Here is a 5078-nt window from a genome sequence, read left to right as displayed (position 1 = left end):
CTTCTGCGCCTTGACCGTCTTCTTCTTGCCATCCGCATCCAGGTAAGTGACCTTGCGTTTTTCGGGATCGATGGCCAGGATCTTTCCACTGATGGCCGTCGTATCCACCATCACAACATCGGGCTTTGCTCCTTTGGGGGCAACGCCCACCACGCCCGCAGCTGCGGCAGCTGGAGTTTCACCCGCTTTGTTCACGGTCACCATGAGTTCTTCAGTGCAGGTAAACGTCACATGATCGCCCACCTTCACCTGGTCGAGATTTTCGGCGGACTTGTCGACCTTGTAGGTTTTCGTCTTTCCATCATCAAGGGTCAGTTTTACCTTGTGCTTTTCCAGGTCAACGCCGTCGACGACTGCATGAACCGTTACAACTTCGACATCGTCGATCCCGTGCGCCGGTGAAAGCGCCTGGGCATGAGATATGGCAGCGGGCGACAGTAGACAGAGAGAGGTGACTGCAAACAAGCCGACGATAGCCTTCATAGTTCCTCCATTTTCGTCAGCGCAGCCAGAAGTTCAGTTCCACAGGTTCAAAATGGATTCTGCGAGACTGCGCGATCAACTATGAGGAGACACCAGCGCGCGTTTTTGGGGAACTGTCATATATGCCAGTTTACGGACGGATGGCGGGGAGAATTCGGCTCTTCCTGCGGGAGCAAGTGTTGAAATCTTCCCTGACGGTACAAGGAAACGCAGGTTCGAACCGCTTCGGCATCCAACTCTGTCCCGGCATCTGCTTCCAAGAGGGCGGCGCCGACCAGGACTCAGGCTGATGAGCAGGAAAAAGCCCGGCCGGAGCCGGGCTTTCAGGTTGAGCTTTCGATTCGGTTAGAGCATCGCCGCCACGGCGGGTTGAGGCGACGAAGGGACCGCAGTGGCAATGGGCTCCGCGAGCGCAACAGGCTGGGCGGGAATGTGCGCGCCGCGAGTGAGGCGATGCACAAAGTGATACGGGGGCCAGGGGCCGGATAGCTGCATCTGGCAATCGCGCATCATGGCGCTGGTAGTGGTGAATTTGTTCTGGTAGCGCTCCACGTACTTGCGATCGATCAAGTGAGCGATGTCGAGAACCATCTTGCCGGTCTCGGTGAGGCGGCAGCTCACTTCCTCATCCAATGGCATAAAGAGGCGATGCATCTGGAAGCTGACGGCGCGTGCGCGCGTCTGGCGCTCGCGCTGCCGGGATGCCGTTTCGCGAAGATTGGTGAGGTAACCGCGACCCACTTTGTCTTGCGAGATCTGGGCCAGCTCGCGGGTGCAACAGTCGTCCACAAGGATCTTCAGGTGCATCTCAGTCTTGCCGCGCAGCTTGTCGATGTTACCGAGGAACTGACGCTGATTCGACCGGATGGACTTGCGGAGGCTGTCGTCGTCGTTAAAGATCGTGCCGAATCGGAAAGGAAGGACGGTGGAATGTTTGAAACAGTCAGCGATGACGCGTGCATGATCCACACCCGATTTTTGATTTAAGGATTCTGTCGGATTGTGTTCGCTGACGATAACGGCGAGGTCACTGGCTGGGTAAAGGAAGACCTGGTTTCCGCTTACTCCATGGACTGATTCAAGCGGAACGGGTTTTCGGTGGCGGGCTAATTCAGGGAAGGCTTGTTTTTCACCAATGCAGTAGGCATACCATGCCATATGGACGCACTCCGTGTGCGGACGCCGGTAAGCGCGCCGCTCGTTAGTGAAGCTCTGTGAACTCAGTTAGAACAGCGTTTCGACACAGGGCGGAACATCCCCAATTGGACTACGGGTGAATACTAGACCGCGTATAAGACGACTGGCAATGTTCTCCATCACGAAGATCATAAAAGGTGAGTGTGGAGATTAAAATTGCTTCGATATAGCTTAAATTAATGTTGGTATAACCAAAAATACGATTGACTGGGCTCAATTTCGGGCTGACCTGCTTCTTCCGAAGAGATCCGCAGGCGTATTACGTCGGACGAGCGACATAGCCTAATAGCGAATTATGTAGGCGATTCGGACGCAGAGAAGCGCCGTAAACAGGATGGAGACGACAAGCAGGATGACAACCAGGCGCATGAAAGAGGACGTGCGCTTGGCGAGTTTGGCGACGTGCTCGATCAGTTCGGCCTGGTCGGCGGCGTTTTTCTGAACGGACTCCTGCAGTGCGGCGAAGTCGTCTTCCAGTTGGCGGATGGCGCGTTTTTGTTCGCTGGTGTGGAAGGTAAGGGCTCGCTGATCGGCCTGGATGCGGGCGATGGATTCCTCAAGAGGCTTGAGGTCCACCTCTTGCACCGAGTGATTGAGCAGCAAATTCGATGCGGCGGAGACGACGTTGCCCTCGAGCAGGGGAAGCATTTTGCCGACCAGCGGCAGAACGGTTCTGGCCATGCCGAGAGCGCGTTCGAACGTGGATTTCTGCTGCTTGGGGACGGACCGGGCGAGGGCAGTCGGACCCGGTTTCGGGGGTGGCGTGGCCGCCTTGACCTTGGCGGCAGGCTCAGCCGGTGGGGTTCGCAGCACGATTGCTTCGGGACTGTCGTAGTTGGCGTGGCGGACCTTCGGCCGAAGGGGAGACAGCAATCCCGGGGTCTCGAATTCGGAAACAATTTGGGCTATCTGCCGGGGATGGCTACTGGCGTTGTCGGGGTCTGGGCCAAGGGGATCAATCATGAAGCACCACTCCCTTCAATATAGGGGAATCTGGTCAATATAGGGGAACCCGGCGAAAAGCCCAATTCTTAAAAACCGGTGACGCCGCTCCCGTATTCTTGGGAGCAGGAGCCCTACGTGAATCCTGTAATTGCACGTCCTTTGCGGAGTTTGCAACGCAACATACTAGCCGGAATCATCACAATTGGGCCGTTGTTTGTCACCTGGCTGGTGTTCAGCTTTGTGCTCGGCAGCCTGGCCAAAGCGGGATTGCCCCTGGTGCAGTTGCTGGCGGCCATCTTCCCAGGGGATTGGCTGGCGCGGCCGTGGATGCAGTCGGTGCTGGCGGTGCTGCTGACGCTGGCGGTGCTCTCTGTTCTGGGTCGTGTGACTTCGCTGGTGATCGGGCGGCAGGCACTCGGCCTGTTCGAGTCGACGCTGGAGCGGCTACCGTTTGTGACCAAGGTATATACGTCGGTGCGGCAACTGCTCGACTCGATGATGGCGAAGAAGGATACGAATCAGCGCATAGTGCTGGTGGATTTTCCGATTGCGGGGCAAAAGAGCATCGGGTTTTTGACCCGCACGCTGATGGACGCCCACACCGGCGAGGAACTGGCGGCGGTACTGCTTCCGAATGCCATCAACCCGACGTCGGCGTTTCTGCAACTGTTGCCGCTGAGCCGGGTGACCATGACTGACCTGACCATGGAGCAGGCAATGAGCATGCTGATGACTGGAGGCGCGGTGGCGCCGGAGAGCCTCGTGTTCTCGCACCCGGATGCACTGGCTGAGAAGGCGGGCCCGGTGCTTACTCGGCCTCGTTCGTAGCCGGCTGTTCAACGGCGATTTCTTCGGCGATTTCGCTGTCGTGCGCGACCTTGCGCAGGCTGACGTGCTCAAACTGCGCCCAGATCAGCCCCACCGGGATGACGGCAAGAAAGGTAACAATCAGCAGCGAAGCCGCGCAGGCCATCGACGCCTCCCGCGAAGCACCGAAGAAACCTGCCAGCGCAGCTGCGACGATCAGGATCTGAGTGAACCATCCAAGAATAGGCAACTGAAAGATGCTTGCACCGCCGCTGGTTATCATCAGCAGGACGCATTTCGGGGGCGTGATCCCCGCGAGTTGCGGACTTCCGCTGAAGGCCTTACAGGTAATGAAGTAGGCGAAGGCGATCAGCACCCACATGCCGAGAGAGACCGCCGCCGTGGCTGAGAACTCTGAGAACGTGCGCATCGTGTCGAGGCCGGAGTGGAAGGTTCTGATCTTTTCGCCGGCGGCCGCTCCGAGCTTTTTCGAGAACAGGCCGAAAGTCTTCTCAAAGAAGGTGGCTACAGCCTGGCCGTACAGGCGTACGGCAACCAGGAAGAGGGCGCCGGCGAAGGTGAACACCAGTCCGCCATAGCGCGCAAAGATGGTCGCCAGCAATGGAAAATGCTCACCGAGAGTCGCCACGATCTTGGAATGGCTTGTGGCAGCAACGATTGCTGATTCGGGGATCCAGAGCATGGCGATGGAGAAGATCAGGGCCATCGAACCCATGTCGAAGAGGCGCTCGACGATGTACACAGCGAACTGGGAACTGAGGGGCAGGCCGGTCTTCTTCGAGACCAGGTAGGGACGAACCGGATCGGCGACACGGCCAATCAGCGCAATGGCAGTAAAACCCATCACCTGGGTGCCAATCAAGGAGAAGGGCGAAACCCGCTGGTGGTGTTTCAGGAGTCCTGCCCAGCGCACAGACCGGAACGCAAAGGCCACAAAGATGGAAACGATGCCGATTCCGAGATCGCGCCAGTTGGCTTGTTCAAGCTGAGACACAACTTCACGCCAATTGATTGGATAGCGGTGCTCTCCGTATACCCCCAGCGCAACCAGCAAAACCAGTACAACCAGGCCCAGGATCAACTGTTTCTTCTTCAAGCGTTCTCCGTTCGGTCTTTAGTCTCATTTTATGGGCAACAGCCCCTTCTCGTTTATTCCCCATAAATGAGGCGGCTTGCCGTCCAGCGGTACCAGCAGTTGAATCAGCGTCCCTCCCGTTCAGCGACCCCATCAGTTGAACCATGGTGGCTTGCCATCCAGCGACACCAGCAGTTGAATAAGCATGGCGCGCCTTCGATCTGCGACGGCAGTTGTATCAGGGCAAGGCTTAAGCATGCCGTAAATGGCCCGAATTCAAAAAGGGCTTTATAGCCCCTGAGAAACCTTACCCGGCCAAATGCAAATTGCCCACACCCCGCCGTCATTCAGGCATCCAGATTGCAATTGAGTTGGAAGCTGTTTATCGAGTTGGGGAGGCTTCGAAGGTCGCAACCGGTGCATGGCCCTGGCGCGCCTGCAATTCACGCGCGAGCACGCGGCTGTTGAACTCGTGGATGACGCGGGCTACGTAGGCGCGGGTCTCGTGGTAAGGCGGAATACCGTGGTACCTGTCAACTGCAGCGGGACC

At 57.5% G+C, this 5078-nt stretch carries 5 protein-coding genes; 1 reads left to right on the top strand and 4 read right to left on the bottom strand.

The genetic code is table 11. The annotated features are described in order from the left end of the window. From WA354_RS13645 to WA354_RS13635, 3 genes are all read right to left on the bottom strand, one after another. Positions 1 to 483, bottom strand: a 483-nt coding sequence (locus tag WA354_RS13645) for a hypothetical protein (RefSeq protein WP_472813564.1), incomplete at its 3' end; no start/stop codon positions are given. A gap of 345 nt (positions 484 to 828) precedes the next feature. Beyond that, the gene (locus WA354_RS13640; RefSeq protein ID WP_472813563.1) at positions 829 to 1641 is read right to left on the bottom strand and encodes a GvpL/GvpF family gas vesicle protein; all 813 of its coding nucleotides are present in this window, start codon (positions 1639 to 1641) and stop codon (positions 829 to 831) included. A 321-nt stretch (positions 1642 to 1962) separates the two neighbouring features. Beyond that, the gene (locus WA354_RS13635; RefSeq protein WP_472813562.1) at positions 1963 to 2643 is read right to left on the bottom strand and encodes a hypothetical protein; all 681 of its coding nucleotides are present in this window, start codon (positions 2641 to 2643) and stop codon (positions 1963 to 1965) included. A gap of 117 nt (positions 2644 to 2760) precedes the next feature. On the opposite strand from WA354_RS13635, the gene WA354_RS13630 reads away from it, so the two are divergent. After that, a complete protein-coding gene (locus WA354_RS13630; RefSeq protein ID WP_472813561.1) occupies positions 2761 to 3453 on the top strand; it encodes a DUF502 domain-containing protein in 693 nt (230 codons plus the stop codon). Here the strand turns inward: WA354_RS13630 and WA354_RS13625 are convergent. Then, positions 3434 to 4549 (bottom strand): lysylphosphatidylglycerol synthase transmembrane domain-containing protein, encoded by a 1116-nt coding sequence (locus tag WA354_RS13625; RefSeq protein WP_472813560.1) that lies wholly within the window; start codon positions 4547 to 4549, stop codon positions 3434 to 3436. The genes WA354_RS13630 and WA354_RS13625 overlap by 20 nt on opposite strands. Between the last annotated feature and the right edge of the window lie 529 nt (positions 4550 to 5078).

This window comes from Occallatibacter sp. (assembly GCF_049802275.1).
GTDB lineage: Bacteria > Acidobacteriota > Terriglobia > Terriglobales > Acidobacteriaceae > Telmatobacter.
Note: the sequence above shows the minus strand (reverse complement) of the source record. Positions and strands in the feature narration are given on the sequence as shown.